At 67.7% G+C, this 24,450-nt stretch carries 20 protein-coding genes and 1 pseudogene; 13 read left to right on the top strand and 8 right to left on the bottom strand.

The window, feature by feature from the left end; all coding sequences use genetic code 11:
- Positions 1-23: 23 nt before the first annotated feature.
- From OU998_RS10340 to OU998_RS10355, 4 genes are all read left to right on the top strand, one after another.
- Positions 24-1,373: an O-antigen ligase family protein gene (locus tag OU998_RS10340; RefSeq protein ID WP_267513357.1), complete on the top strand. Its 1,350-nt coding sequence runs from the start codon at positions 24-26 to the stop codon at positions 1,371-1,373.
- Positions 1,374-1,473: 100 nt separating this feature from the next.
- Complete coding sequence (locus tag OU998_RS10345) at positions 1,474-3,444, top strand: DNA topoisomerase IV subunit B (RefSeq protein WP_267516768.1); 1,971 nt, start codon at positions 1,474-1,476, stop codon at positions 3,442-3,444.
- A gap of 294 nt (positions 3,445-3,738) precedes the next feature.
- Complete coding sequence (locus tag OU998_RS10350; RefSeq protein WP_267513358.1) at positions 3,739-4,155, top strand: hypothetical protein; 417 nt, start codon at positions 3,739-3,741, stop codon at positions 4,153-4,155.
- Positions 4,156-4,322: 167 nt separating this feature from the next.
- Positions 4,323-5,735, top strand: a complete 1,413-nt coding sequence (locus OU998_RS10355; protein ID WP_267513359.1) for an FAD-binding oxidoreductase — start codon at positions 4,323-4,325, stop codon at positions 5,733-5,735.
- Positions 5,736-5,739: 4 nt separating this feature from the next.
- Here the strand turns inward: OU998_RS10355 and OU998_RS10360 are convergent, their stop codons facing one another.
- Both OU998_RS10360 and OU998_RS10365 read right to left on the bottom strand, forming a co-directional pair.
- The gene (locus tag OU998_RS10360; RefSeq protein ID WP_267513360.1) at positions 5,740-6,942 is read right to left on the bottom strand and encodes a DUF1343 domain-containing protein; all 1,203 of its coding nucleotides are present in this window, start codon (positions 6,940-6,942) and stop codon (positions 5,740-5,742) included.
- Between the two features lie 211 nt (positions 6,943-7,153).
- Positions 7,154-7,657 (bottom strand): DOMON-like domain-containing protein, encoded by a 504-nt coding sequence (locus OU998_RS10365; RefSeq protein ID WP_267513361.1) that lies wholly within the window; start codon positions 7,655-7,657, stop codon positions 7,154-7,156.
- A 198-nt stretch (positions 7,658-7,855) separates the two neighbouring features.
- Between OU998_RS10365 and tyrS the strand changes: the two genes are divergently transcribed.
- The 4 genes from tyrS (at position 7,856) to OU998_RS10385 (ending at position 11,497) form a co-directional block, all read left to right on the top strand.
- Positions 7,856-9,109, top strand: coding sequence for a tyrosine--tRNA ligase (gene tyrS, locus OU998_RS10370; RefSeq protein WP_267513362.1), 1,254 nt, complete (start codon positions 7,856-7,858; stop codon positions 9,107-9,109).
- The gene (locus tag OU998_RS10375) at positions 9,109-9,576 is read left to right on the top strand and encodes a peroxiredoxin (protein WP_267513363.1); all 468 of its coding nucleotides are present in this window, start codon (positions 9,109-9,111) and stop codon (positions 9,574-9,576) included. Before tyrS ends, OU998_RS10375 begins: the two co-directional genes overlap by 1 nt.
- A 192-nt stretch (positions 9,577-9,768) precedes the next feature.
- On the top strand, positions 9,769-10,917 hold the full coding sequence (locus OU998_RS10380) for a peptidoglycan DD-metalloendopeptidase family protein (protein ID WP_267513364.1): 1,149 nt from the start codon (positions 9,769-9,771) through the stop codon (positions 10,915-10,917).
- Positions 10,898-11,497, top strand: coding sequence for a bactofilin family protein (locus OU998_RS10385; protein ID WP_267513365.1), 600 nt, complete (start codon positions 10,898-10,900; stop codon positions 11,495-11,497). The genes OU998_RS10380 and OU998_RS10385 overlap by 20 nt, the downstream gene beginning before the upstream one ends.
- Before the next feature lie 40 nt (positions 11,498-11,537).
- Here the strand turns inward: OU998_RS10385 and prfB are convergent.
- Positions 11,538-12,660 (bottom strand): peptide chain release factor 2 gene (gene prfB, locus OU998_RS10390; protein ID WP_267513366.1). Its coding sequence is split into 2 segments (ribosomal slippage): positions 11,538-12,590 and positions 12,592-12,660, totalling 1,122 coding nucleotides; the frame shifts between segments, so codons are not numbered across the junction.
- Between the two features lie 121 nt (positions 12,661-12,781).
- Complete coding sequence (locus OU998_RS10395) at positions 12,782-15,193, bottom strand: penicillin-binding protein 1A (protein ID WP_324287964.1); 2,412 nt, start codon at positions 15,191-15,193, stop codon at positions 12,782-12,784.
- A gap of 138 nt (positions 15,194-15,331) precedes the next feature.
- Between OU998_RS10395 and OU998_RS10400 the strand changes: the two genes are divergently transcribed.
- Positions 15,332-15,760 carry an organic hydroperoxide resistance protein gene (locus OU998_RS10400; protein ID WP_267513368.1) on the top strand — a complete coding sequence of 143 codons (429 nt, stop codon included), beginning with the start codon at positions 15,332-15,334 and terminating at the stop codon, positions 15,758-15,760.
- 170 nt (positions 15,761-15,930) lie between these two features.
- Positions 15,931-16,935: a cobaltochelatase subunit CobS gene (cobS, locus tag OU998_RS10405; protein ID WP_267513369.1), complete on the top strand. Its 1,005-nt coding sequence runs from the start codon at positions 15,931-15,933 to the stop codon at positions 16,933-16,935.
- A 2-nt stretch (positions 16,936-16,937) separates the two neighbouring features.
- On the opposite strand, the gene OU998_RS10410 is transcribed toward cobS, so the two are convergent.
- The 3 genes from OU998_RS10410 to OU998_RS10420 are packed head-to-tail and all read right to left on the bottom strand — an operon-like array spanning position 16,938 to position 18,086.
- A complete protein-coding gene (locus OU998_RS10410) occupies positions 16,938-17,474 on the bottom strand; it encodes a hypothetical protein (protein WP_267513371.1) in 537 nt (178 codons plus the stop codon).
- Positions 17,471-17,812 (bottom strand): HigA family addiction module antitoxin, encoded by a 342-nt coding sequence (locus tag OU998_RS10415; RefSeq protein ID WP_267513372.1) that lies wholly within the window; start codon positions 17,810-17,812, stop codon positions 17,471-17,473. The genes OU998_RS10410 and OU998_RS10415 overlap by 4 nt, the downstream gene beginning before the upstream one ends.
- Positions 17,787-18,086: a type II toxin-antitoxin system RelE/ParE family toxin gene (locus OU998_RS10420; RefSeq protein WP_267513374.1), complete on the bottom strand. Its 300-nt coding sequence runs from the start codon at positions 18,084-18,086 to the stop codon at positions 17,787-17,789. Before OU998_RS10420 ends, OU998_RS10415 begins: the two co-directional genes overlap by 26 nt.
- A gap of 750 nt (positions 18,087-18,836) precedes the next feature.
- On the opposite strand from OU998_RS10420, the pseudogene OU998_RS10425 reads away from it, so the two are divergent.
- The 3 genes and pseudogenes from OU998_RS10425 to OU998_RS10435 all read left to right on the top strand — a co-directional run.
- Positions 18,837-19,304: pseudogene (locus OU998_RS10425) on the top strand (sensor histidine kinase); the annotation flags it as partial.
- Complete coding sequence (locus tag OU998_RS10430) at positions 19,294-19,965, top strand: response regulator (RefSeq protein ID WP_267513377.1); 672 nt, start codon at positions 19,294-19,296, stop codon at positions 19,963-19,965. The pseudogene OU998_RS10425 and the gene OU998_RS10430, both read left to right, overlap by 11 nt.
- An 897-nt stretch (positions 19,966-20,862) precedes the next feature.
- Positions 20,863-22,593: a patatin-like phospholipase family protein gene (locus tag OU998_RS10435; RefSeq protein WP_267513378.1), complete on the top strand. Its 1,731-nt coding sequence runs from the start codon at positions 20,863-20,865 to the stop codon at positions 22,591-22,593.
- Between the two features lie 40 nt (positions 22,594-22,633).
- Here the strand turns inward: OU998_RS10435 and OU998_RS10440 are convergent, their stop codons facing one another.
- A complete protein-coding gene (locus tag OU998_RS10440; RefSeq protein ID WP_267513380.1) occupies positions 22,634-24,439 on the bottom strand; it encodes an aminopeptidase P family protein in 1,806 nt (601 codons plus the stop codon).
- Positions 24,440-24,450: the final 11 nt, after the last annotated feature.

A 24,450-nucleotide genomic window follows, 5' to 3' on the forward strand; every position in this document is an offset into this window, starting at 1 on the left:
GCGGCGGCGGCGACAGTCGCTCCGTGCACGCCTCGCCCGTCCAGATCGATGATTCGGACGCCCCGCCCGCCTGGGAGCAGGGGGCGGCGGGCTTTGTCGTCTTCATGCTGACCGGCGCCCTGATCGCCCCCGTCATCGCCCCCGACCAGGGCGAGAACCCGGTGCTTCGCCTGATCTGGCTGCCGGTCTACGCCGTCACCATCGGCCTGATCCTGTTCCGCTTCGAAAAGGTCGTCCGCGCCTGGCCGGCCTGGCTGATGGTCGGCGGCCTGGTCGGTCTGGCCTATGTCTCGCAATACTGGTCCATCGACCCCGGCGTCACCGACCGGCGTGTCATCGCCTTGGCGATCAACAGCGCCTTCGCCGTCTATCTGGGCGCCGTGTTTCGAGGCTCCGCCCTGCCCCGCGTCCTGATGCACACCGGCCTGGTCATGGCGGTCGGCAGTCTGATCATGGTCTTCCTTTTCCCCCGCATCGGGGTCCACCAGGCCGACAACGCCGGCCTGTGGCGCGGCCTCTGGTACGAGAAAAACCAGATGGGCCTGGTCATGGTGGTCGGCGCCGTCTCCGCCGCCGCCTGTCTGGCGGCCGACCATCTGGCCCAGAACGGTCGCAAACCCTGGGTCGCCCTGCTCGCCTTCGCCCTGGCCACGCTTCTAGTCGTGGCCACCCAGTCCAAGACCTCGCTGCTGTGCTGGATGCTGGGCGTCGGCATGGTCGGCGGCTGGTGGACGTTGAAACAGGGCGGCGCGGCCGTCACCGTCGCGGCCGTCTGGCTGGGCGTGGTCGCCGCCGCCGTCGGCGCCTGGATCTGGAACACCGATTCCGCCGCCATCCTCCAGGCCCTGGGCAAGGACCCCTCCCTGACCGGCCGGACCCTGATCTGGGACGCCCTGATGCGCAGGGTCGCCGACCGCCCCTGGACCGGCTACGGCTTCAGCGCCTTCTGGGGCAAGGATTCCATCCCAGCGCGCGAGATCCGGCTCGAAACCCAATGGCCCGTTCCGTCCGCCCACAACGGCTGGATCGACCTGCTGGTCCAGCTGGGCTGGCCCGGCGCCCTGGCGGTCGGCGCCCTGATGCTGACGGCGGCGATCCTGATCCTGGTTCGCCTCAACGGCATGGGCGCGCGCGAGGGCTTCTGGAGCCTGGGCTATCTGTCGGTCTTCTTCGCTCTCAGCCTGTCAGAGAGCGTGCTGATGACCCACGCCAACCTGCCCTGGGTGCTGATGCTGGCGATTCTGGCCCGCGCCGTCACCTTCGATCCGGTTCCGGTGCGACCGCCGCTTGCTCGACCGGCGACACGGGCCTACCAGAACCGGCTCCGAATCGCCTCAGACTATGTGAATGGCCGACGACCTCTTCGCTTTTGACGACACGCCCGACGCTCCCAAGCCCGAGGCCCCCAAACCCGTCGCGGTGACCCCGCCCCAGGCTGCGCCCGACGCTGCGCCGGTGATCGCTACACCGTCCATGCCTGCCGCTCCCGTCGTCACCCCTCCTCTGGCGACCGCCACAGGCTATTCCGCCTCGTCGATCGAGGTGCTGGAGGGACTCGAGCCCGTCCGCAAACGCCCCGGCATGTATATCGGCGGCACCGACGAACGCGCCCTGCACCACCTGTTCGCCGAAGTCCTCGACAATGCGATGGACGAGGCCGTGGCCCGCCACGCCAAGCTGATCACGGTCGAGCTGGACGCCGAAGGCTATCTGTCGGTCCGCGACGACGGCCGGGGCATCCCCGTCGATCCCCACCCCAAACACCCCGGCAAGTCGGCGCTGGAGGTGGTGATGACCGTGCTCCACTCGGGCGGCAAATTCTCGGGCAAGGCCTATGAGACCTCGGGCGGCCTGCACGGCGTCGGCGTCTCGGTCGTCAACGCCTTGTCGGAACATCTGGACGTCGTCGTCTGGCGCGACGGCTTCGAGTGGAAACAGTCCTTCTCGCGCGGCGCCGTCCTGGGCCCGATCCAGCAGGTCCAGCCGTCCAAAAAACGCGGCACCCAGATCCGGTTCAAGCCGGACGACGAGATCTTCGGCATGGGCGCGGCCTTCAAGCCCGCCCGCCTGTTCCGCATGGCCCGCTCCAAGGCCTATCTGTTCCGCGGCGTCGAGATCAAGTGGACCTGCGCGCCGGAACGGATCACCGACGCCACCCCGACCCAGGCCCTGCTCCACTTCCCCGGCGGCCTGGCCGACGCCCTGACCGACCGGATCGGCGAGCTGGACACCGTCACCCCCGCCTTCGCCGGCCGCGCCGAGCGTCAGGGCGAGGCGGGCGCCTTCGAATGGGCCGTCACCTGGTCGCCCATCGGCTTCGGCGAGGCCGACGGCTTCATCCAGTCCTATTGCAACACCGTCTCCACCCCCGACGGCGGCACCCATGAGGCCGGCTTCCGCGCCGCCCTGGTCAAGGGTCTGAAATCCTACGGCGAGCTGACCAACGAAAAGCGCGCCGCCATCATCACGGCCGAGGACGTCACGGCCAACGCCGGCGCCCTGATCAGCGTCTTCATCCGCAATCCCGAGTTCCAGGGCCAGACCAAGGACCGCCTGTCCTCGCCCGAGGGCGCCCGGCTGGTCGAACAGCTGCTGCGCGACCCGCTGGACCACTGGCTGACCGAAAGCCCCAAACAGGCCAACGCCCTGCTCGGCTTCGTCGTCGATCGCGCGGAGGACCGCCTGCGCCGCCGCAAGGACAAGGAGGTCCAGCGCGCCGCCGCCACCCGCAAGCTGCGCCTGCCGGGCAAGCTGTCGGACTGTAGCCGCCAATCGGCCCAGGGCACCGAACTCTTCATCGTCGAAGGCGATTCGGCCGGCGGCTCGGCCAAACAGGCGCGCGACCGCACCACCCAGGCCATCCTGCCCCTGCGCGGCAAAATTCTTAATGTTGCGTCGGCCACGGCGGATAAGCTGCGCCAGAATATCGAACTGTCCGACCTGGCCCTGGCCCTGGGCGTCCAGCCCGGCAACCGGTTCAACATCGACGACCTGCGCTACGAGCGGATCGTCATCATGACCGACGCCGACGTGGACGGCGCCCATATCGCGGCCCTGCTGATCACCTTCTTCTACCGGGTCATGCCCGAGACGATTCGCCAGGGCCGGGTCTTCATGGCCCTGCCGCCCCTCTATCGGATCTCGGCCGGCCCCTTGAGCGAATACGCCCGCGACGACGCCCACCGCGACGAACTGCTGGCCACCGTCTTCAAGGGTAAGAAGACCGAGATGGGCCGGTTCAAGGGCCTGGGTGAAATGATGGCCTCCCAGCTGAAGGAGACCACCATGGACCCCAAGAAGCGCACCCTGGCCCGGATCACCGTCCCGGACGCCGAGGCCGGCGTCGAGGATCTGGTCGAACGCCTGATGGGCAAGCGCGCCGACGCCCGCTTCCAGTTTATCCAGGAAAACGCCCAGTTCGTGAAGGAAGACCTGGACGTCTGAGGTCCGCTCCTCCCTCTAAGCCCGCGTCATTCCGCTACAATCCGTCATCACCCTCTATAATTCGTCATCCTCGGGCTTGTCCCGAGGATCCATACTCCCGGTCTTCGACAATGAGCACTGCCCTATAAAACCGGGCGTATGGATCCTCGCCACAAGGGCGGGCTTTCACCGGGACCGACAATGGCTGGCAGTCTCGATCTGAAGGTCGGCTTTCCGGCGGCGGGTCAATTTCGGTTCGCGACCCGTTGCGGGATTCCCCTATGCGTCGCTGTCGAACCTTGCGAATAGCGTTTTATGACCGCGACGATTCCGAACGCCATCTGCGACGCCGTTGCTCAGGCGTTGCCTTTGGTGAAGCACGGCTCCCTGCGAGTTTGGGGGAAGTTCTTCGGGCGGCCATACGACAACATCCACCGGATTATCGGCTGCTCGCCTCTGGTGGATGGTGTGCAGTTCACGTTTGATGAGGGCGAAACCCTTACCGTCTGGCATCCCTCGCGATGGGACATCTCGCCCGCCCGATTTGAAATCTTCGAAGCGTCACGTGTTCGCTGGGATTGGTTTTACTACGGGAGAGAGAAGTCGCCGGAAAACCGCTACCACATCGAATGGACCGCATGGGGCGACGTGGCTACGGTCTCCACAAACGTCGATTGGTTTCAGACGTCCTCCGAAATCCGCCGTCAAGGCGCAGCCGCAGAGTTGCTCTGAGTTAGATCCGCTTCCCACCCCGTGCAGACGATCGGTAGGTCCTCTGTCGGGCGCCCCGACCGGGTTTACCAGTGTCGGTGTATTCCCGTCGTTCCAGGGCGAGGATGACGGTTGTGAATGGGCGAAAACGCCTTCCCTCTCCCGGTCCCGCCTGACAAAAGGGGGCCATGCAGACGCCCGCCCCCTCTCCCGCCGTTCTCGATGAACTGAAGGCCGCCCTGGGTCCGGGCGGCTGGACCCAGGATCCCGAGGTCATCGCCCCGTCCCTGACCGAATGGCGCAACCGCTGGAGCGGCAATACGCCCATCCTTCTGACCCCGCGCTCGGTCGAGGAGACGGCCAAGGTCGTGACCCTCTGCGCCCGCGAAGGCGTGGCCATCACGCCCCAGGGCGGCGGCACCGGCCTGGTCGGCGGCCAGATCCCCTTCGGCGAGGTCCTGCTGTCGACCCGCAAGATGCGCGCCGTCCGCGACGTCACCCCCCTGGACGACGCCATGACGGTCGAGGCCGGCCTGACCCTGCTCGAGGCGCAGCAGGCGGCCACGGCCGCCGGCCGCTATTTCCCGCTCAGCCTGGCGGCCGAGGGGTCGGCCACCATAGGCGGCGTCATATCGACCAACGCCGGCGGCACCCAGGTGCTGCGCTACGGCATGATGCGCGACCTGGTGCTGGGCCTTGAGGCGGTCATGCCCAATGGCGAGATCTTCCGGGGCCTGAAGCGCCTGCGCAAGGACAACACCGGCTACGACCTGAAGCAGCTGCTGATCGGCGCCGAGGGCACATTGGGCGTCGTCACCGCCGCCACCCTGAAACTCTTCCCCATCATGCGCTCGCGCGCCGTCGCCGTCGTCGGCCTGGAGACGGCCGCCGCCTCGATCGAGCTTCTGGCCCGCGCCAAGGCCGAGACCGGCGGCGGGGTCGAGGCCTTTGAGCTGATGAAGCGGCTGGGCATGGAGCTGGTGCTCAAGAACATTCCCGACACCCGCGAACCGCTGGATTCGACCCCCGACTGGTATGTCCTGATCGAGATCGCCTCCGGCACGCCCGGCGGCGCCGAGGCCCAGATGGAGGCCCTGCTGGAGGTCGCCTTCGAGGAAGGCCTGATCACCGACGCCGCCATCGCCCAGAACGACGCCCAGCGCGCGGCCTTCTGGCGTCTGCGCGAAGAACATTCGGCGGCGCTGAAGCCCGAAGGCGGCGGCTGGAAACACGATGTCTCCGTCCCCATCAGCCGCATCGCCGAATTCATCGACGAAGCCTCCGCCGCCGTGGAACGCTTCCACCCCGGCGCCCGGATCTCGGTCTTCGGCCACGTCGGCGACGGCAATCTGCACTACGACATCCTGCCGGGCGTGGGTCAGGACATCCCCGCCTTCATCGGCCGCTGGAAGGAAGGCTCGCAAGTGGTTCACGACGTCGTCGGAACCTATGACGGCTCCATCTCCGCCGAACACGGCCTGGGCCGCCTAAAGACCGAAGAGGTCAAACGCTACAAATCCCCCCTCGAGATCGAAACCATGGCCGCCCTTCGACGCGCCATCGACCCGAAGCGGATCATGAACCCGGCGGTGCTGTTCTAGCGCATCAATACAGCAGGAACGGCCGCCGGACCTCTTCCCACGCCGCCTCGTCCGGCCGCGTCGCCGCATCCAGATCGCCCGGCGTCGCCGCCGCGTCGTCCACCCATTCCCGCAAGCCGGGCCCGCCGTTGATCACGTCGATAGGCAGTTTCCCGAACGCATACTCATACGGAAAATCCCGCCACAGGTCGTAGTCGGGATACAGCCGCCGGATCGCCTTGAACCCCAGGGCCTGCACGCGCCACGGCCTGAAGGCCGCATGGTCATAGCCGGGGTGATCGACATGGATCTGCACCCCGCTGCACAGCTTGCCGACATGCTTGTGGAAGGTCGGCTCGAACCACATGTCGCGTAAGCTACAGCCGCCCAGCCACTCCGGCGCCAGAGCTTGCATCTCGGCGATCACCGCCCGCGCATCGATGTCCGGCGCCCCGAACAGCTCCAGCGGCCGGGTCGTGCCCCGCCCCTCCGACAGGGTCGCCCCCTCCAGCATCACCGTTCCGGCATAGGCCCGCGCCATCGACAGGTTCGGCGCATTCGGGCTGGGGTTGACCCAGGCCCGCTCGCCCAGCGGCCAGCCGAAGCCCGGCCCCGCCTCGGGCGCCCAGCCCTGCATCTCCACGACCCGGTAATCCACATCCAGCTTGAACTGGTCGATGAACCACAGGCCCAGTTCGCCCATCGTCATCCCGTGCCGCATCGGCATCGGTCCGGCCCCGACGAAACTCTCCCAGCCGGACTTCAGCGTCTGCCCCTCGACGGGCCGCCCCACCGGATTGGGCCGATCCAGCACCCACACCGACTTGCCGTGTTTCGCCGCCGCCTCCAGCACGTACAGAAGCGTGGTCACATAGGTGTAGATGCGGCAGCCCAGGTCTTGCAGGTCGATCAGGACGACGTCGAATGTCTCCATCCACTCGTCCCTGGGCCGCCGCACCTCGCCGTACAGGCTGAAGACCGGGAAGCCGTGCACCGGATCGCGATAATCCGGGCTCTCCATCATATTGTCCTGAAGATCGCCCTTCATCCCGTGCTGCGGCCCGAAGGCGGCGGTCAGTTCGATCTCGGGACAGGCGGCCAGGGCGTCCACCGCATGGCTCAGATCCTTCGCCACCGAGGCCGGATGCGCCAGCAGGGCCACGCGCCGCCCCTTCAGCTGCGCCCTCAGGGCGTCGTCGGACAGCAGGCGGTCGAGACCGAAATTCATGGGCGGCTCCTGAGGCGTTCGACCCAGCCATGCCTCAGGCCGAGGCCGCTCACAACCCGTCCCCGCCCTCTCCGCTCGTCATCCCAACCTCGTCATCCTAGGCCTTGTGCCTAGGATCCATAGACTCGAGCGGCGAAGCGCGGATTCCGATCCCAAACACCGGGCGTATGGATCCTAGGCACAAGGCCTAGGATGACGGCGGGAAGAGATCCTAAGGGACAGCCGCGAACGAGTCGGGATGATGAAAGTCCGGCTTATCCGATGGATGCGCCAGGGCCCAATAGGCGATCGCCCCGTCCCCCCCCTCGACCACCGCCGTCAGCCCGACGACGCCCGTCGCATCCTCCGGCAGTTCGACATCCACCGTCAGCCCGAACCGCCCGGGCGCCAGCCGCGTGACGATGAAGGGCGCCGCGATCTCCAGCGCCCGCATCCCCTCCCGATAGGCGTCGAACCGATAGGCGGCCCAGGCCCCCGACGGCGACAGATTATATTCCACATAGCCGTCCGCCGTCCGCACGAAGGCCTCGAAACAGGTCGTCCGCCACAGTTCGTCGGTCCTTGCCCGCGCCGTCGCCTCGGGCCAGCGCACAAACTCGACCGGCCCGGCCAGCAGATACTCCAGGCTCAACACCCGCCCCGCCCGCCGCGCCTCGACCTCCAGCGTCAGCCCGGCGGGCGGCGAAAGCGGGTGTGGGATCAGGGGCAGGCGCATCTGTCCTTCGTAGCGAAGGCTTGACGCCGGTCAACGCTGCGCCTTATCCAGAACCCATGTTCGCCGCCCGCGCCATCGCCGGCCTGTATTACCGCCCGCTGTAAGCGAGCGGCCCGCGAACACGCGCCGCCTTCGCTGGCGACGCGCTCTTCGGAAATGGAAGACGACCGCCGGCATCCCTGCTAACGGAGCCCCGCCATGACCGAACAAGCCTTCAAATCCGACTTCCTCCGCACCCTCCAGGCGCGCGGCTACATCCATCAGATCACCCATCCGGTCGAGCTGGATGCGGCGGCGGCCGACGGCGTGGTGGCGGGCTACATCGGCTTCGACGCCACCGCCCCGTCGCTGCACGTGGGCAGCCTGATCCAGATCATGATGTTGCGCCGGCTCCAGCAGGCGGGCGGCAAGCCCATCGTCCTGATGGGCGGCGGCACCACCAAGGTCGGCGACCCGACCGGCAAGGACACCTCGCGCCCCCAGCTGACCGAAGCGACCATCCAGTCGAACATCGACTCGATCCAGACGGTCTTCGCCAAATTCCTGACCTTCGGCGACGGGCCGACCGACGCGGTCATGGTCAATAACGACGACTGGCTGTCGACCTACGGCTACATCCAGTTCCTGCGCGACTTCGGCACCCATTTCACCGTCAACCGGATGCTGAGCTTCGACTCGGTCAAGCTGCGCCTTGAGCGCGAGCAGCCGATGACCTTCCTTGAGTTCAACTACATGCTGATGCAGTCGGTGGACTTCCTGGAGCTGAACCGCAGCCACGAGGTCACGCTCCAGATGGGCGGATCGGACCAGTGGGGCAACATCACCTCGGGCGTCGATCTGGTCCGTCGGGTGGATCAGAAGGCCGCGTTCGGCCTGACCACCCCGCTGCTGACCACGGCCTCGGGCGGCAAGATGGGCAAGACGGCCCAGGGCGCCGTCTGGCTGAACGCCGAACAGCTCAGCCCCTATGACTACTGGCAGTTCTGGCGCAACGCCGAGGACGCCGACGTCGGCCGTTTCATGCGCCTGTTCACCGACCTGAGCCTGGAGCAGATCGCCGAATACGAGGCCCTGGAAGGCGCGGCCATCAACGACGCCAAGAAAGCCCTCGCCGACGCCGCCACCACCCTGCTGCACGGCGCCGACGAAGCCGCCAAGGCCCGCGCCGCCGCCGAGAACGCCTTCGAAAAGGGTCAGATCTCCGCCGACCTGCCGACCATCGAACTGCCGGCGGCCGAGGTTTACGGCGCCATGATCGCCGCCGTCGTGACCAAGGCCGGCCTGACCGCCTCGAACGGCGAGGCCCGTCGCCTGGCCCAGGGCGGCGGCCTGCGCCTCAACGACGCCGCCGTGGCCGACGGCGCCCAGCTGCTGACCGAGGCCGACGTCAAGGACGGCGTCATCAAGCTGGCGGCCGGCAAGAAGAAGATCGTTCTGGTGAGGCCCATCTGATGTCCGCCGCCGAAGGCCACCCCGCCCCCGCCCTCGACCTGCCGACCGACAACGGCGGCCGGGTCTCCCTCGCCGCCCTGAAGGGCAAGCCCGCCGTCGTCTATTTCTATCCCAAGGACGACACGACCGGCTGTACCCGCGAGGCTCAGGACTTCACCGCCCTGGCGGCCGACTTCGCCGCCCTGGGCGTGCCCGTCATCGGCGTGTCCAAGGACACGGTGAAGAAGCACGACAAGTTCAAAGCCAAATACGACCTCGCCGTCACCCTGGCCTCGGACGAGGACGGCGTCGCCTGCGAGGCCTGGGGCGTCTGGGTGGAGAAGAAACTCTACGGCCGCGAATATATGGGCATCGAGCGCGCCACCTTCCTGATCGACGCCGACGGTCGGGTCGCCAAGGCCTGGCGCAATGTGAAGGTGGCCGACCACGCCGCCGCCGTTCTGGACGCCGTCCGCGCCCTCGGCTGACGGCTCCCCGCCGACCCGACACCCGGCCGGTTGAAAAGCCGATTCAGGAATTCCCCTTCAGCGCGAGTCTCAATCAACAATCGCGTGATAATGCCCGCTTAACGCCATAATCGTGGTTAACGGGCGATAAACAGTCTTGCCCGTGTCATCGTTGCACCGGATAAACCTCACCTCGACGTGGGGGCGTTGCTTATGACTGTGCAAGAACAATCTCAGGAACCATCCTGGCACGAACGTTTCTTGCCGGTGCGCTACCTGTACCTCCGCAGCCATGACGACATTCGCGCCTATGCCCTGACTGCACGTCGGCAGGTGGTGATCGCGCTCGTGGCCGTCGTCGCCCTGGGCTGGTCGCTGATGGCCTCCGGCGCCTTCCTGTTCGACCTGATCGCCCAGCACCGGTCCGACGCCGAGGTCGTCCGCGCCCGCGCCGCCTCCGAACGCCTCAACGCCGACCTTCAGGCCCGACTGGAAAGCGCCGTGGTGCGCATGTCGGCCGCCAACGGCTCGCTGGAGCAGACCGCCGCCATGATCGAGCGGCGCCACGCCGCCCTGACCAATGTGATGGCCGACTTCCACGGGATCGAGGGGGCGGAGAAGGCTCTGGCTCCGGCCGCCATTCCCGCCACCGCCACGCCGATCCAACGGATCCTGGCGGTCCGCCTGGATCAGGAACGCCTGCTGGACCGGGCCGAGGACTTCGCCCAGACCCGCGCCGAACGCCTTCGCGTCGCCTTCCGTCTGGCCGGCCTCAACCCCGCCGCCTATGTCGCCGCCTCCGGCCCCCTGGGCGGCCCCCTGGTCGAGGCCCGCGATCCCCGCGCCCTGGCGGCCATCCTGGACGTGGACGAACCCTTCGCCGTCCGTATTCGTCACGCCGCTTCCAATCTGAACGAGATGCGGGCCCTGACTGACGCGGCCGAAGGTCTGCCGTTCAAACGTCCCACCCAGGCCCGCACCACCTCCGGCTTCGGCGTCCGCTTCGATCCGTTCAACGGCCGGCCCGCCATTCACCAGGGCCAGGACTTCGCCGCCCCCCTGAACACGCCGATCTACGCCACGGCCCCCGGCGTCGTGGCCTTCGCCGGCGTTCGTTCAGGCTATGGCAATACTGTTGAGCTAGACCATGGGCGCGGTTTCAAGACGCGCTACGCCCATCTCAACGTCCTGGGGGTCAAGCCCGGCCAGTCGGTCGCGCTCGGCCAACGCATCGGCGCCATGGGCACGACGGGCCGCTCCACCGGCGTCCACCTCCATTACGAAGTCTGGCTGAACGGCCGACCACAGAACCCCGCACGCTTCCTCAGAGCAGGAGATCAACTTGTTCAACAAGACAAATAAAGCCCCGGCCCCGGCGCCTTCGCCCCGTCCGAACTCGCCCGTCATTCCGCCTCTGCCGGACATGCCGTCCGCGCCCCGCGCCGGCGTGGCCCCGTCCACGCCCTCGCCGGTCCCGACCGGCCGCGGTCTGTCGACCCTGTCGTCGGACCTGGTGTTCGAAGGCAATGTCTCGGGCGCCGGCGATCTTCAGATCGACGGCCAGGTCAAGGGCGACGTCCGCGTCGGCCGCCTGATCGTCGGCGAGACCGGCGCCGTCGAAGGCAATGTCCAGGCCGACTATATCGAGGTGCGCGGCCGTATCGTCGGCGGCGTCCTGGGCAAACAGGTCAAACTGGTCGCCACCGCCTATGTGGACGGCGACATCACCGCCGAACAGCTGTCGATCGACGTGGGCGCCTTCTTCCAGGGCCGCGTCGCCCAGGGCCAGCGTCAGGCCCCTGCGCCCGCCGCCGTCACCCCGGTCGCGCCGCAACCGGCGCCTGCCCCCATCGCCAGCCCCGTCGCGTCGCCGGCTCCGGTCGTCGTCGCCTCGGCGCCGGACGCCCCGGCCGACAAGCCGACTGAAAAGGCTGCGGTCTAAGCCTACAGCCTCCTCCCCATCACGGATGGGGAGGAGACCTTCAGTCCAGGTTCGATCCGCGCGTCTCGCCGACCCGCGCCGCCAGGGCCGCGCCCATGAAGGCGTCCAGATCGCCGTCCAGCACCCCTTGGGTGTCCGACGTCTCGACCTCGGTCCGCAGGTCCTTCACCATCTGATACGGCTGCAACACATAGGATCGGATCTGGTGACCCCAGCCGATGTCCGTCTTGGCGTCGGCCAGGGCCTGCGCCACGGCCTCGCGCTTTTGCAGCTCCAGCTCGTACAGGCGCGCCCGCAGCATCTTCCACGCCTGTTCGCGGTTCTGGTGCTGCGACCGGCCGGCCTGGCAGGCCACGACCGTGTTGGTCGGAACGTGGGTCAGGCGCACGGCTGAGTCGGTCTTGTTGATGTGCTGACCGCCGGCGCCCGAGGCGCGATAGGTGTCGGTGCGCACGTCCGACGGATTGATGTCGATCTCGATGGCGTCATCGACGACCGGCGACACCCCGATGGAGGCGAAGCTGGTGTGCCGCTTGGCCGCCGCGTCATAGGGGCTGATCCGCACCAGACGGTGCACGCCCGATTCCGACTTCAGCCAACCATAGGCGTTGGGGCCTGAAATCAGGATGGTGGCCGACTTGACCCCCGCCTGTTCGCCCTCTTCGTGCGCCTCGATCGTCACCTCGTAGCCGTGCGCCTTGGCCCAGCGGGAATACATCCGCAGCAGCATCCCGGCCCAGTCGTTCGATTCGGTGCCGCCGGCGCCGGAGTTGACTTCCAGATAGGCGTCGTTGCCGTCGGCCTCGCCGGACAGCAGGGCTTCCAGCTCGGCGCGTGCGGCGCGGTCCTTGATGCCCCGCAGCGAGGCGCGCGCGTCTTCCAGCGCGCCCTCGTCGCCTTCCTCGTCCGCCATCTCGGCCAGCATCACCCCGTCCTCGAGGTCCTGCTCCATCGCCTTGACGGTGTTGATCTTGGCTTCCAGCTGCGAACGATCGCGGCTGACGGCCTGGGCCTCGTCGGGCTTGTCCCACAGCGTCGGGTCCTCGACCCGCGCATTCAGCTCATCGAGCTTTCTTAGAGCGACATCCCAGTCAAAGACGCCTCCTGAGCAGAGCGACGCTCTGCTCGATGTCGGCCTTCATGGCCTCGACATCCGGTCTCATCGCAATCTCCAGCGACAGAAGAGCCCTCAAGCAGCGCGGCCCGCAGGCCGCGCGATAGGGCAGGTTTAAAAGGAAACGGCGCGCCACGAGGACGCGCCGTTCGATGGGCCTACCTAGAGCCTCAATACAGTCCGCTCAAGTCCTCAGCCGGCGCCTTCTTCGGCGGCGGGGCGGCGGCGGCGGGCGGCGGGGCGTTGGCGCCGGCGGCGGCGGCCTCCTGTTCGCGGCGCACGACGTCATAATAGTTCTCGGGGCCCGCTGGCTGGGTCGGCGCCTGGGTCGGGGGCGGCGCCTGGCGTTCGGTGCCGGGACGGAAGGCTTCCTCTATGCCGTTCACCGTGCGGAAGACGGCGTTCTTGGGCCGCACGAAGGGCCGCGCGGGCCGTTCCTTCAGCGCCGTCTGCATGAAGTCGTTGAAGATCGGCACGGGCGTCGTCGCCCCCGTCTCGCCGGACCCCAGCGACCGATTGTCGTCGAAGCCGATGAAGACCCCGACCACGATGTCGGTGGTGAAGCCCACGAACCAGGCCGAGCGATATTCGTTGGTCGTGCCGGTCTTGCCCCCGACCCAACGGCCCAGGCCGCGCGCGCTGGCGGCGGTGCCGCGCTGGACCACGCCTTCCAGCATCGAACTCATCTGATAGGCGGTGATCGGGTCGATCACCTGGGTTCCGCGCGGCTGTAGACGCGGCGATTCCTGCCCCGAGAAGCCCCGGCCGCACTCGCGACAGCCCCGGTTGTCGGCCCGGAAAATGGTTTCCCCGTCCCGGTCCTGCACATAGTCGATCAGATAGGGGGTGATCCGACGCCCGCCGTTGGCGAAGGCCGAATAGGCGGCCGTGATCTCCAGCGGCGTGACCTCGCCCGCGCCCAGCGACACCGACAGGTTCGGCGTCATGCCGGGAATCCCCATCCGATCCGCCTGGTCGACGATCTTCTTCATGCCCACGGCCTCGGCCAGACGCACGGTCATGACGTTGCGCGACAGTTCCAGCCCGCGCCTCAGGCTCTGCGGCCCGTAATATTCACGGCTATAGTTCTCGGGCGTCCAACGCTGGCCGTTGGCCCCGCCGGCGAAGCTGATCGGCGCGTCCAGCACGATGGAGGCGGGGGTGAAATCCCCCTCCAGCGCCGTCGCATAGACGAAGGGCTTGAAGGCCGACCCCGGTTGACGCCGCGCCTGGGTCGCCCGGTTGAAGCTGGACAGGGCGTAGGAATAGCCCCCCACCATCGCCAACACCCGGCCCGACTGAGGCTCGATGGCCACCAGGGCGCCGTTGACGCGTGGCAACTGTTTCAGGGCGAACTGGCCGTTCTTCTTCTCGACGAAGATCAGCTCGCCCCGTCGCAGTTGCTTGTTGGCGTTGGCCCAGGCGGCGTCGGCGGCGATCAGGGTTCCGCTCTCGTCGTCCTTGGCGGTGCGGATGCGGACCGTGTTCCCGCTGACGCTCTCGATGGCGGCGGCCTGCCAGGTGCGGCGCTCGGGCGGCGCCTGTTCCTTCAGGGCCGCGGCCTGCCAGCCCTCGGCGAAATCGGTCGTGCCCCAGCCCCCGCGCCAGCCGTGGCGGCGGTCATAGTTCTCCAGCCCCTGCATCAGGGCCTGGCGCGCCGCCGTCTGCAAGGTCGGGTCCAGGGTGGTGCGCATATAGAAGCCGCCGGCGCGCAGTTGCGCCCCGAAGTCGGGATTGGCCGCAGCCTGGCGCCGCGCCTCTTCCACGAAGAAGTCCGCGTCCTTGTATTCCGACCGTTGCGGCGCATCGCGCGTGGCCAGCGGACGGGCGCGCATCTCGACCAGCTGGGCCTCGGTCAGCCAGCCGCTCTGCTCCATCTCGCCCAGCACCCAGTCCCGCCGGCCCTTGGCCGCGCCGGGGTGGCGTTTGGGGTGATAATTGTTCGGCCCCTTGGGCAGGGAGGCCAGGAAGGCCGCCTCGTCCGGCGTCAGCTGCGCCAGCGACTTGCCGAAATAATTATAGGCCGCCGAGGCGATGCCGAACGAGCGATAGCCCAGGAAGATCTCGTTCAGATACAGGTTGAGGATCTGCTCCTTGGACAGGGTCGCCTCCAGGCGATTGGCCAGGATGGCTTCCTTCAGCTTGCGGTTCAGGCTCGATTCGTTGGTCAGCAGGACGTTCTTGGCCACCTGCTGGGTGATGGTCGATCCGCCTTCCAGCCGCCGCCCCTGCACCAGGTTGAAGACGTTCTTGATCGAGGCCCGGCCGATGCCGCCCACGTCGATCCCGCCGTGCTGGAAGAAGTTGCGATCCTCGGCCGCCAGGAAGGCCTGGACCACGGTCTCCGGAATCTGGTCATAGGACACATAGATTCGGCGCTCGTCCGAGAACTCGCCGATCAGGGTGCCGTCGCCGGCATAGACCCGCGTCGCCGTCGGCGGCCGATAATCGGCCAGCTCGGAGGCGTCCGGCAGGTCATGAAACAGCCATGCCGCATAGACGGCGACGACCAACCCCGCCAGGGCGATGCCGCCCAGCAGAACCATGCCCGCCCATACGAACCAGCGTTCGGCAATCTTCACTGCGTACTCCGACGACGCGCCCCGAAACCGTGCTTTAGCCCGCGTCGCCCCCCAAAGGCTAGGGCGCGGATGCAACGTCCCCTTCCCGTCATCCGTTAGGCCTGCATCTGAAGCCTTCCCAACCCCCAGGAGCCCACCATGGAAGTTCTGTATCGCGCCCAGGCCACAGCCTCCGGCGGCGGCCGCGAAGACGGTCGCTCGGCCACCGACGACGGCAAGATCGACGTGAAACTGTCCACGCCTGCGGAAATGGGCGGCAAGGGCGGCGACGGGACCAATCCCGAACAGCTGTTCGCCGCCGGCTACGCCGCCTGCTACCTCAGCGCTCTGCGTCTGGTCAGCGGCAAGGCCGGCACGCCCGTGGGCCCCGACACCAAGGTCACCGCCGGGATCGGCTTAGGCAAGAACAGCAAGGGCGAGGGCTTCAACCTCGACGTCGACCTGACCGTCACCGACCACGGCCTGGACCAGGCCGTCATCGACGACTTGATCCAGCAGGCCCACCAGGTCTGCCCCTATTCCAACGCCACGCGCGGCAATGTGGATGTTCGGCTGGCGGCCAAGTAAACACACTCCGCTCATCCCCGCGAAAGCGGGGACCCAGAGCCTTGGGCGATGATCGGACGGGGTTTCTCGCGGTCGTGGTCCAAGGCCCTGCCGAGCAAAAGAACTGGATCCCCGCTTTCGCGGGGACGAGCGGGGTTTCAGTGGCCCCGAACCTGCGCTAATCGCAGACCATGACCTCCCCGCTCGACGCCCTCCCCGATCCCCTGCTGACGCTCGAACCCGCCCGCCGCGTGACCCTGCGCGAAGCCTTCGGCGTGGACAGCGACATGACCGTGCCCGCCTTCGCCGAGCGCGACAGCCATGTGCCCGAGATCGACGAGTCCTATCGCTTCGATCCGCAGACCACGATCGCCATCTGCGCCGGCTTCGCCTTCGACCGCCGCGTCATGGTCCAGGGCTATCACGGCACCGGCAAGTCGACCCATATCGAACAGGTCGCCGCCCGCCTGAACTGGCCCCTGGTCCGCGTCAACCTGGACAGCCACGTCAGCCGCATCGACCTGGTCGGCAAGGACGCCATCGTCCTGAAGGACGGCAAACAGATCACCGAATTCCGCGAGGGCATCCTGCCCTGGTCGCTGCAACGCCCCGTCGCCCTGGTGTTCGACGAATATGACGCCGGCCGCCCCGACGTCATGTTCGTGATCCAGCGCGTGCTCGAGGCGCAAGGCCGCCTGACCCTGCTGGACCAGAACCGCGTCATCCGCCCGAACCCCTATTTCCGCCTGTTCGCCACCACCAACACCATCGGCCTGGGCGACACCACGGGCCTGTACCACGGCGCGCAACAGATCAATCAGGCCCAGCTGGACCGCTGGAACATCGTCACGACGCTGAACTACCTCGACCACGACGTCGAGGCCGAGATCGTCGCCGCCAAGGTCCCCGAATGGTCCGACGCCGAGGGCCGCCGCCGCATCGCCGCCATGGTCCGCGTCGCCGACATGACCCGCAACGCCTTCATGAACGGCGACATCTCCACCGTCATGTCGCCCCGCACCGTCATCACCTGGGCCCAGAACGCCCTGATCTTCGGTGGCGACCTGGCGCTCAGCTTCCGCCTGACCTTCCTCAACAAGTGCGACGAACTGGAACGCCCCACCATCGCCGAGTTCTACCAGCGGGCGTTTGGGGAAGATTTGCCGGAGGCGGCGACGCGGGTGAAGGTGGGGTAATTTTACGTCCGCAACCTCAGCGGCGTGAAGCTTGATTGCGCGCATCGCACGACGACCCGCTTGTAATTTGCGAAAGCCGCGGAAACAGCGCCAACGTTTGGGGCAAAATCTTGGCGCCAGGAAAAGCCGTCAGCTTGGCCAGCCCGGTATGCTTCTTTATGAACAGAAACCAATCCATTGTATTTAGATAGCGCATCACGCACCGCGTTTAGATCGGATACAGCTGAAGGAAAGTAAATTTCCGTCAGCATGTCGACGCGGCGATTTAAATTTCCGTCATCCTTCTTTCCGCGCTCAATTATAAGGTCGAGATATTGGTTGTAACTAATTACACCATCGACGACAGATTTTAGCGAAACCACCTCAACGCTCCACGAGGTCTCGAGCGCTTCAACAGAAACGTAGAGATCTTCCGCCTTCTGTCGAAGAAGGCTTCTTCTTTCGCGGTCGTTGGTTAGAAAGTGCGTGACCAACGCGGCCACGGATCCGCTTGCCAGCGCTGTCGCCGCAATCGCTCCGATCACATTAAGCACAGTCACGCCGCCCTCGGCCTAATCATCGCCAGCGCATCGCCCATCTTCCGACGCTGCTCCATCAGATCGTAGTCCGCCTGCAACCCCAGGAAATACCCTGGCCGCACGCCCCAGTACCGCGCCAGACGCAGGTCCGTGTCGGCCGTCACCGCACGCTTTCCCAGCACGATCTCATTGATCCGGCGCGGCGGCACGCCGACGGCCTTGGCCAGGGCCGTCTGACTCATGCCCAGCGGCTTGAGAAACTCTTCCAGCAGAATGTCGCCCGGCGTCGGGTTCTTCAGCCAGTCGTCCGCCAAGCCGATATCGGCGACACGCTCAGTGGTAGTCGCAGATTTCGACATCTTCGGCGCCTCCGTCTCTCCAGCGGAAACAAATCCGCCACTGTTGATTGATCCGAATCGAATACTGCCCCCTCCGGTCGCCCGACAAGGACTCCAGCCGGTTGCCGGGCGGTATACGAAGCTCGTCCAACACCACGCTTCTATTCAGCAGGCGCAGCTTTCGCAGCGCCGCCTCCTGAATATCGCCCGGCAGTCGCCGAGACCGCTGACCGTTCCAGACCTTCTCCGTCTCGCGGTCACGGAAACTGCGGATCATGGCGGCAGCATAACGCATGGCGTTATGCCGATCAATAAACCTCACGGTTGAAGCCTCGTTAAGCTTCCTCGGGTAAGGCCACGCTCGAAGCGGGGACTTGGCGAAGTGGCCGACAGTACAGATTACCTAAAAGCCTATGCCGACCGGTATAGGGACATGTTCCCGGTGCGGCTGGCCACCATCGCCGCCATCGTGGTCCTGGGCTGGTGGTTGCTCGGCTGGGGCTGGGCGGCCAATTTCGCCGTCTTCCAGTTCGGCCTCTACGCCCTGCTCTGGAACGTCGTCCAGACCGCCCGCGCCCGTCCCGGCGCGCCGGGGGCCGAGCGGCGTTTCCGACTCAGCACCGAGGCCGTCACCCTCGGCCTCGCTTCCCACAACGCCCTGTTCATCCTCGCCGTCTGGCATTCCCAGCCCCAGTATCTCGACTATCTGCGCCTATTGCTGGCCGGCAATCTGATGGTCGGTGCGCTTCAGGTGCACATCAGCCGAATCAGTTTCACCGCCGCCGTCGCCCCGCCGTCCATCGCGGCCATGATCATCGCCTCCAGCCAGCCCCAGGCGACCATGGGGATCAAGGTCGCTGTCGGCCTGTTCGTCCTGGGCATCATCGGCGCCTCCTGGCGCCAATGGCGCGCCGATCGCCAGACGGTCGAGCTGATGGTGGCCCTGACCGAACGCACGCGCGAGCTTCAGTCCGCCCTGGGCCAGGCCGAGACCGACCACGCCGCCGCCGAACGGGCCAACAAGGCCAAGTCCCGCTTCCTGGCCATGATCAGCCACGAGGTCCGCACCCCGCTGAACGTCATCCTCGGCCTGACCGAGGTCCTGCGCGGCCGTCGCCGTCCCAAGGCCGAGGCCGTGGTCATCGACGACATGGCCGAGGCCGGGGGCATGCTGCTGCGCCTGCTCAACGGCGCCCTGGACATCTCCAAGATCGAATCGGGCCAGGTCGATGTTCGCCTCGCCCCCGTCGATGTCGCCGCGCGGATCGAGGCCATCGCCCGCGTCTGGCGCTCCCGCGTCGACGAACTGGGTCTCAGGCTCGAGGTCGAGCTCCAGGGCCGGCGCGAGGACTTCCTGGTCCTGACCGACGAGGCCCGGGTCGAACAGATCCTGATCAACTATCTGTCCAACGCCCTGAAACTGACGCCGTCCGGGACCGTCCGCATCCTGGCCCGCGCCCTGCCCGCCGCCGATGGCCGCATCGACCTTGATCTGGAGGTTCATGACCAGGGCCCCGGCGTGCCGAAGGATCAGCGCGAGCGGATCTTCGAACCCTTCGAACAACTGGCCCCCGGTCGCGCCGCCGGGGGGCGCCGGCCTGGGCCTGGCCCTGTGCCGCGCCTCCGCCCAGGCGCTCGGCGGCGCCCTCGGCGTCCGCGGGGCCAGGCCGCAAGACGGCGCGCAAGGCGCGGTCTTCTGGGTCCGTTTCGCGGCCGAGCCCGCGCCATGCCCGACCGTCCAGGCTGCGGACGCCGGCCTCGCCGCCCAAGCGCCGGTCGAGGCTTGCCCCACGCTCCGCGTCCTCGCCGCCGAGGACCACCCCGCCAATCGCAAGCTGCTGACCCTCCTGTTCCAGGCCTTCGGTCTGGACCTGGTCCTGGTCGAGAACGGGCAGGAGGCGGTCCAGGCCGTCGCCGCCGAACGTTTCGACCTGGTGCTGATGGATGTCATGATGCCGGTCATGGACGGCGTCGAGGCCCTGAGCGCCATCCGCGCCGACGAAGCCGCCACGGGCCGTCCCCGCCTGCCGATCCATATGCTCACCGCCAACGTCTTCGACGAGGACGTGGCCCGCTACATGGCCGCCGGCGCCGACGGCGTCCTGCGCAAACCCATCGAACCCCCCGCCCTCCAAGCCGTCCTTCTGGGGGCGAGCCGCTCCATCGACGCCTGACCGCCGCCTCACTCACCTCCCCGTCGGCGAAGGCCGACGGGGAGGACAGGCGCGAGCGTCAGCGAGCGCCAGGTGGGGGCGACTCGGTGTCAGACGCTGGGTCGGTCATCCCCACCGCCGGAGTCGCCCCCGCCTGGTCGCAAGCGCGACCTGTCCTCCCCCCGCGCCTTCGCGCGCGGAGAGGTGACGCCGCCGCCTCACTCACCTCCCCGTCGGCGAAGGCCGGCGGGGAGGACAGGCGGGAGCGTCAGCGAGCGCCAGGAGGGGGCGACTCGGTGTCAGACGCTGCCCCGGTCACCCCCACCGCCTGAGTCGCCCCCGCCTGGTCGCAAGCGCGACCGGTCCTCCCCCCGCGCCTTCGCGCGCGGAGAGGTGGGCCAGCGCGCACAATGACGCTGGTCCCTCCTCAAAGATTTCAACGCCCTAACAGAATCTCACCCCCTTCTTCTCATCACCCCTCAAACCTCCCGCATAATCCTCTCATCCCCGCCGATGGGGAGGGCGTCGGATCCAGCGCCCTGACGGCGGCGGGGCTGTGGTCGAGCGATGAAGCCGGTGGGGAGGAGACCGCCGGGGTCCTTAGAGGCGGCGATGGATGCCGTCTCCTGCTCGCCGCACGCTTCGGAAAGCGGACCGCTGTCGATTTTCAATCGGCATGTCCGCCCCGGCGAAGCCGTCGCAAGGCGGCCCGCCGATCCGGCAAGGCTCGAAGGCTAGGGCCGCCAGCCGGAGCGCGTGTGGAAAACGACCGCGTGGGACGACGACTGCGCCGAAACGGTACTTAAAACTCCAAACCCCGGGTGCAGACCCGGCGTCCCACGCCCTCCCCAACTTCGCTGGTTTTCCGCGAAGACAGAGCCAATTCACCCGCAACGGAATCTCCCCTACAACCGCCCCATGGCTCCGCTTCGTCCCGACACCCTGGCTTCTGCTCTGTCGCGCATTTTCGAAGGGCCGATGATCGATCGGGCCAGCTGGTTCGCCCTGACCGGGGGCGAGCGGCTGTTCGCGGCGGGCGACCCCTCAGACACCCTCTACCTGGTCCGGTCGGGCCGATTGGGCGTCTTCCATGCCGAGCCGGATCAGCCGCCCCATCTGCTGGGCGTGATCCGGCCCGGCGAACCGGTCGGCGAAATGGCCATGCTGGCGGGCACGGCCCATACCGCCGACGTCATCGCCCTGCGCGACACTGAAATCCTGGCCCTGCCGCGCGAGGCCTTCTTCGAGGCCGCCCGGACCGAGCCGGATCTGTTGGTCGAGCTGTCGCGACTGATGATCCACCGCGCCCGCAAACGCGCCGGCGGCGCCGCCGAACCCAGCGTCTTCGGCTTCGTCTCCGCCCGCCCTCGCCCGATCCGCGCCTTCGTCGACCGGATCGCCGTCGCGGTCCAGGCCATGGGCTTCACCTGCCGGGTCATCGACCAGTCGGCCCTGACCTCGGCCGCCGAATGGTTCAGCCGGGTCGAGGACGATCATGACTATGTCCTCTATGTCGCCGAACACGACCAGCCGGCCTGGGCCGACCTGTGCGCCCGTCAGGTCGACCGGCTGTTCATCGTCGGCAGCGGGCTTCTGGCCCCGCCGTCCGACCTGCCGCGCCGGATGGGCTTCGGCGACGGCCGGCGCCTGACCGACCTGATCCTGCTGCGTGATCCGCGCATGAGCCGTCCGGCCAACACCCGGGTCTGGCTGGACGCGCTTCAGCCCGACCGCTGGTTCCACTGTGTCGCAGGGGTCGAGGCCGACACCGCCCGCATGGCCCGCGTCATCACCGGCACCGCCGTGGGCCTGGTCCTGTCGGGCGGCGGCGCCCGCGCCTATTGCCACATGGGGGCGGTCAAGGCGCTGGAAGAGGCCAAGGTGCCCATCGACTTCGTCGGCGGCGCCTCCATGGGGGCGGTCGTGGCCGCCGGACCGGCCCTGGGCTGGTCGTTCGAGCGGCTGGATTACGAGATCCGCCGCGCCTTCGTCGAGTCCGACCCCCTGTCCGATCTGGCCTTCCCCATCATCGCCATGTCCCGCGCCCGCAAGGTGGCGGGCCTGCTGGAGCGGGCCTATGGCGACACGGACTTGGCCGATCTCTGCCTGCCCTTCTTCGCCGTCTCCTCCAACCTGACCTCGGGCCGGATCGAGGTCCATCGCACCGGCCTGATGCGCCGAGCCATGCGGGCCTCCATCGCCATTCCCGGCGTCCTGCCCCCCGTGGTCATGGACGGCCAGGTGCTGGTGGACGGGGCGGTGCTGAAGAACTTCCCCACCAGCGTGATGCGCCAGCTGAACAGCGGCCCCACCATCGGCGTGGACATGTCCCAGACCCGCGGCGTCGATCCGGCGGCCCTGGAAAATCCGCCCTCCTGGTGGAAATGGGTGCTGTCGGGCGCCTGGAAGGCCGGCCCGCCCATCGTCTCCATCCTGATGCGTTCGGCCACCATCACCACCGACGCCGAGATGGAGCAGTCGCGCGCCGCCGCCGACCTCCTGATCCTGCCCCGGATCGGCGGGACCGACATCCGCGACTGGAAGGCCTATGACGAACCGGTCGCCGCCGGCTACGAGGCGACCAAGGCAGCCCTGGCGGACCTGACCGTCCCAATCACCCACCTGCGGCGCAGGCTGCGCGATCATTAGAACCTTCCGCTCATCCCCGCGAATGAGCGGACTCGAAGGCTTAGAGCGGGGCGCAGACCCGCTCCAGCCAGGCCCGGACCTCGCCCTCGACCAGGGGCCCGACCTTGGCCAGGGTCTCGGCGTGATAGGCATCGACATAGGCCCGCTCGGCCGGGGTCAGCCGATCAACCGCGATCAGCCGCCGATCAATGGGGGCGAAGGTCAGCTGTTCGAACCCGTGCATCGGCCGCTCGCCGCCCTCGGGAACCACGGCCGGCGTCACCACCTGAAGGGTCTCGATGCGGATGCCCCAATGGCCTTCGCGGTAATAGCCGGGCTCGTTGGACAGGATCATCCCCTCCAGCAGCGGCTGGGCCGTGCCCCATTTGGCGATCCGTTGCGGTCCCTCGTGAACCCCCAGATAGGATCCGACGCCGTGGCCGGTGCCGTGATCATAATCCAGCCCCGCCGCCCACATCGGCGCCCGGGCGATGGCGTCCAGCGCCATGCCGCTGGTCCCCGCAGGGAAGCGGATCGTCGCCATGGCGATATGGGATTTCAGCACCAGGGTGAACTTGTGACGCTGGTCCGCCGACGGCTCGCCCACCGCCATGGTGCGGGTCACGTCGGTCGTCCCATCCAGATACTGGCCGCCGCCGTCCACCAGCAGCAAGGAGCCGTTTTCGATCCGACGGATCGTGGCGCCGACCGGCTTGTAATGCGGCAGGGCGCCGTTCGGCCCGGCCCCGGCGATGGTGTCGAAGCTGAGGTCCTTCAGCGCCCCGGTCGCCTCGCGGAACCGCTCCAGCGTCTCCACCACCTCGCGCTCGTCCGGCAGGGTCTGCTGCGCCGTCGTATCGACCCAGTGCAGGAAGTTGGCCAGGGCCGCGCCGTCGCGGATATGGGCCCGGCGGCTGCCCTCGATCTCGACCGCATTCTTGGTCGCGCGAGGCAGGGCGCAGGGGTCCGCCGCCCGCACCACCGTCGCCCCGGCCTGCTCCAGCCGGTCGAAATACCAGGCGGACGACAGGGCCGGATCGATCATGATCTTCTTGCCCGCCAGACCGTCCAGCGCCTCGGCCAGCCGTTCGGGCGCCTCCAGCTGAACGTCGTCGCCCAGCCAGGCCGGCAGCGCATTCGTCACCTTGGCTCCGTCCAGGAACAGCCGCGCCTTGCCGTCGGCCGTCAGCACGGCCTGACCGATCGGCAGGGGCGAACGGATCACGTCGCCGCCGCGCACATTGAACAGCCAGGCGATCGACATGGGGGCGGTCAGAACCACGGCCTCGGCGCCGGCGTCCGCCACGGCCTGACCGATCCGCGCCCGCTTCGCCGCATGGGGCTCGCCGGAATAGACGTCTTCGTGCGGCGTGACCGGCGCGCTGGGCTGGGCCGGACGATCCGCGCCCCAGGCCTGGTCCAGCGGATTGACCGCGACCGGCTTCAGCTCGGCCCCGGCCTTCTGCGCCGCCCGCTTCAGGGCGACCAGGGCGTCCGGGCTGTGCAGCTTCGGATCATAGCCGATCACCTGGCCGGGCTTCGCCGTCTCCAGATAGGCGGCGACATCGTTCAGGTCGCGCCGTTCGAACAGGGCCGGATCGGTCTGGGCCTTGACCTGGACCGTATAGCGGCCGTCGGTGAACAGGCTGGCCCGATCCTGGAACACCACCGCCGCCCCGGCCGAGCCGGTGAAGCCGGTCGCCCAGGCCAGCCGCTCGTTGGCGTCGGGCAGATACTCGTTCTGATGCTCGTCCTCGTGCGGGATCAGAAAACCGTCCAGCCCCTGCTCCGCCATCCGGGCGCGCAGCAGCGGCAGGTGCTTGGCCCCAAAGGACGGATCGGTGGTCTCATCGAAGGTCTGGCGCATCGTCTCGTCTC

It is taken from the genome of Brevundimonas sp. SL130 (assembly GCF_026625805.1).
Lineage (GTDB): Bacteria > Pseudomonadota > Alphaproteobacteria > Caulobacterales > Caulobacteraceae > Brevundimonas.